Source organism: Phenylobacterium sp., from assembly GCF_025351295.1.
Classification (GTDB): domain Bacteria; phylum Pseudomonadota; class Alphaproteobacteria; order Caulobacterales; family Caulobacteraceae; genus Phenylobacterium.
This window is the reverse complement of record NZ_JANXWD010000071.1, coordinates 1-2,706: the sequence shown is the minus strand read 5'-3', so window position 1 is coordinate 2,706 and position 2,706 is coordinate 1. Positions and strand designations below refer to the sequence as shown.

At 70.1% G+C, this 2,706-nt stretch carries 3 protein-coding genes; 2 read left to right on the top strand and 1 reads right to left on the bottom strand.

From position 1 onward, the window contains the following. A partial coding sequence (locus tag Q0R13_RS10720; RefSeq protein ID WP_293903620.1) for a phospholipase D-like domain-containing protein occupies window positions 1–986 on the top strand: 986 nt, incomplete at its 5' end. Here Q0R13_RS10720 and Q0R13_RS10715 read toward each other — a convergent pair. Next, complete coding sequence (locus tag Q0R13_RS10715) at window positions 983–1,741, bottom strand: endonuclease/exonuclease/phosphatase family protein (protein WP_293903617.1); 759 nt, start codon at window positions 1,739–1,741, stop codon at window positions 983–985. The two genes, Q0R13_RS10720 and Q0R13_RS10715, sit on opposite strands and share 4 nt — an antisense overlap. A 202-nt stretch (window positions 1,742–1,943) precedes the next feature. Between Q0R13_RS10715 and Q0R13_RS10710 the strand changes: the two genes are divergently transcribed. After that, window positions 1,944–2,706 (top strand): acyl-CoA dehydrogenase family protein (locus tag Q0R13_RS10710; RefSeq protein ID WP_293903614.1); only part of this gene is annotated, 763 nt, incomplete at its 3' end.

The window sequence follows — 2,706 nt, the reverse complement described above, 5'->3', positions numbered from 1 at the left end:
ACACCCCAGGCCACCTGGAGGACGACGAGCGCCGGATCATGCCGGACCAGGACTATCACCCACCGCGCCACGAGGTGATGATGATGGTCGACGGCGCCGCGGCCCTGGCGCTGGGCGACCACTTCCGCGCGCGCTGGCGGGTCGGGACCCGGGACGAGCCGATCGGCCCGCCGCCCGACGCCGGCGGCGACCCATGGCCCGACCATGTGCCGGTCCAGCTGACCAACGCCAAGGTGTCGCTGGTACGCACCGCGCCGGCCTGGCGCTGGCAGCCCGGCGTCGAGGAGTTGCGGCGACTAACCCTGGCCTGCATCGCCGAGGCCAGGGATGCGATCTATCTGGAGAACCAGTACTTCACCTCGCCGCCAATCACCGAGGCCCTGGCGCGGCGGCTGCAGGACCCGCACGGCCCCGACGTGGTGCTGATCACCACCGGCCATTCGCCCAGCTGGTTCGACCAGATGACCATGGACCATGCGCGCGGCGCGATGGTCTGGCGGCTGCGGGCGGCCGACACCTACGGGCGGTTCCGGGCCTTCTATCCGACCGCCTCGGCGGGCTCGACGATCATCGTCCATTCCAAGACCAGCATCTTCGACGACCGGGTGATCCGGGTGGGCTCGGCCAACCTCAACAACCGCTCGTTCGGCTTCGACACCGAGCTGGAGCTGGCGGTGGAATGCGAGGACGAGGACGCGCGCCGCCAGGCGAGCGTGCTGCGCGACCGGCTGGTGGGTCACTTTCTCAGCCAGACCGGCGACGCGGTGGCCAAGGCCCGCGCCGACCACGGCGGCCTGGTCGCCGCCATCGATGCGCTCAACCGCGAGGGCCGGCTGAAGCCGATCGACCCGGCGCGCGGCAGCCGCATGCAGGAGTTCTTCGCCGCCTACCACCTGGGCGACCCGGCCGACGTCGGCGACGCCTGGCGCCTGGGCCGCCGGCGCGAGCGTCTGCTCCGGCAGGCGCGGGCGGTGCGGGCGGCTTAGGGGCCGTGCGCGGCGTCGAAGCCCTCAGCCAGCTCGAAGTCCATCACCAGCGGCAGGTGGTCGGAGGCCACCCGGCTCAGGGGGTCGTGGGGGGCGAAGACGTCGGTCACCTCGATCCCCGGGCTGACGAACAGGTGGTCGATGCGCAGCACCGGGAAGGTCGAGGGGAAGGTCGAGCTGGCCTGCTTGCGGCGGGCCAGCTTGCGGGCCGGCTGAAGGCGGGCGGTCAGGGTGCGGTAGACCACCGAGCTGGCGGTGGCGTTGAAGTCGCCCAGCAAGATCGCCGGCCAGGCGCAGTCCGGATGCGCCAGCCAGGCGGGGCCGGCGATGTGGGCGGCCTGGATCTGCTGCTCGCGCGGCACCAGGCCCAGGTGGGTGTTGAGGACCTGCAGCGGGCGGCCGTGGACCTCGACCTTGACCCAGAGGGCGCCGCGCGGCTCCAGCGCCTTGATCGGGTCGTATCCGGGCAGCGGCCCCACCTTGACCAGCCGCTCGGGGAAATGCGTAAGGATGGCGTCGCCGTAGCGCTCCTCCTCGACCTGGACGGCGGCGTGGAAGTGGTGGGTCATCGCGAGCTGGCGGGCGATCTCGTGCGCCTGGTCCACATGCCCGGTGCGCCGGCGGCCGACGTCCAGCTCCTGCAGCGCCACGATGTCGGGGCTCAGCGCCGCCAGCACCGCGGCCACCCGCGCCACGTCCAGGCGCCGGTCGGTCCCGACGCAGCGATGGACGTTGTAGGTGACGATGCGAGGCATGGGCGACCGAGGCTTAGTGGGTTCAGGCGCGAAGGAAAGGCGGCGCCGGGCTAGCGGAAACGCGCGATCCAACCTTAAGCTTCACGGGGTGGCAGATCAGCTGGGATTGACGTTGACGTCAACGTCACCTTTTCAGCCGGCGGGCCCGCGCGTATAGCTCCAGGACCAGACGCGCCCGGGGCGCGCGAGCAGGAGGCAGGCCATGAACCTCGACTTTTCGCCTGAGGAAAACACGTTCCGCGAGGAGGTCCGGGCCTTCATCAAGGACAACTATCCGCCCGAGCTACGCGCGGCGCAGGACGCCGGCGAGGGCCTGACCAAGGACCAGTACCTGATGTGGCACAAGGTGCTGGCCAAGAAGGGCTGGCTGGCGCCGTCCTGGCCGGTCGAGCACGGCGGCACCGGCTGGACCCCCACGCAGAAATACATCTGGTCCGAGGAGACGGCGCGGGCCGACTGCCTGCCGATCCTGCCGTTCGGGGCGGCGATGCTGGCGCCGGTGCTCTACACCTTCGGGTCCGAAGAGCAGAAGAAGCAGTTCCTGCCGGGCATCTACAACGGCGACGTCTGGTGGTGCCAGGGCTACTCCGAGCCGGGCGCGGGCTCCGACCTGGCCAGCCTGAAGACCAAGGCTGAGCGGATCACCGCCGACGACGGCAAGGAATACTACATCGTCAACGGCCAGAAGACCTGGACGACGCTGGGCCAGTACGCCGACTGGGGCTTCTTCCTGGTGCGGACCGACCAGAATTCCAAGCCACAGGCCGGCATCTCCTTCCTGCTGATCGACATGAAGACCCCGGGCGTCACCGTCCGGCCGATCATCACGCTGGAGGGCGGCCACGAGGTGAACGACGTCTTCCTCGACAATGTGAAGGTGCCGGTCGAGAACCGGGTGTTCCATGAGAACCAGGGCTGGACCCTGGCCAAGGCGCTGCTGGCCCATGAGCGCAGTGGGATCGCCG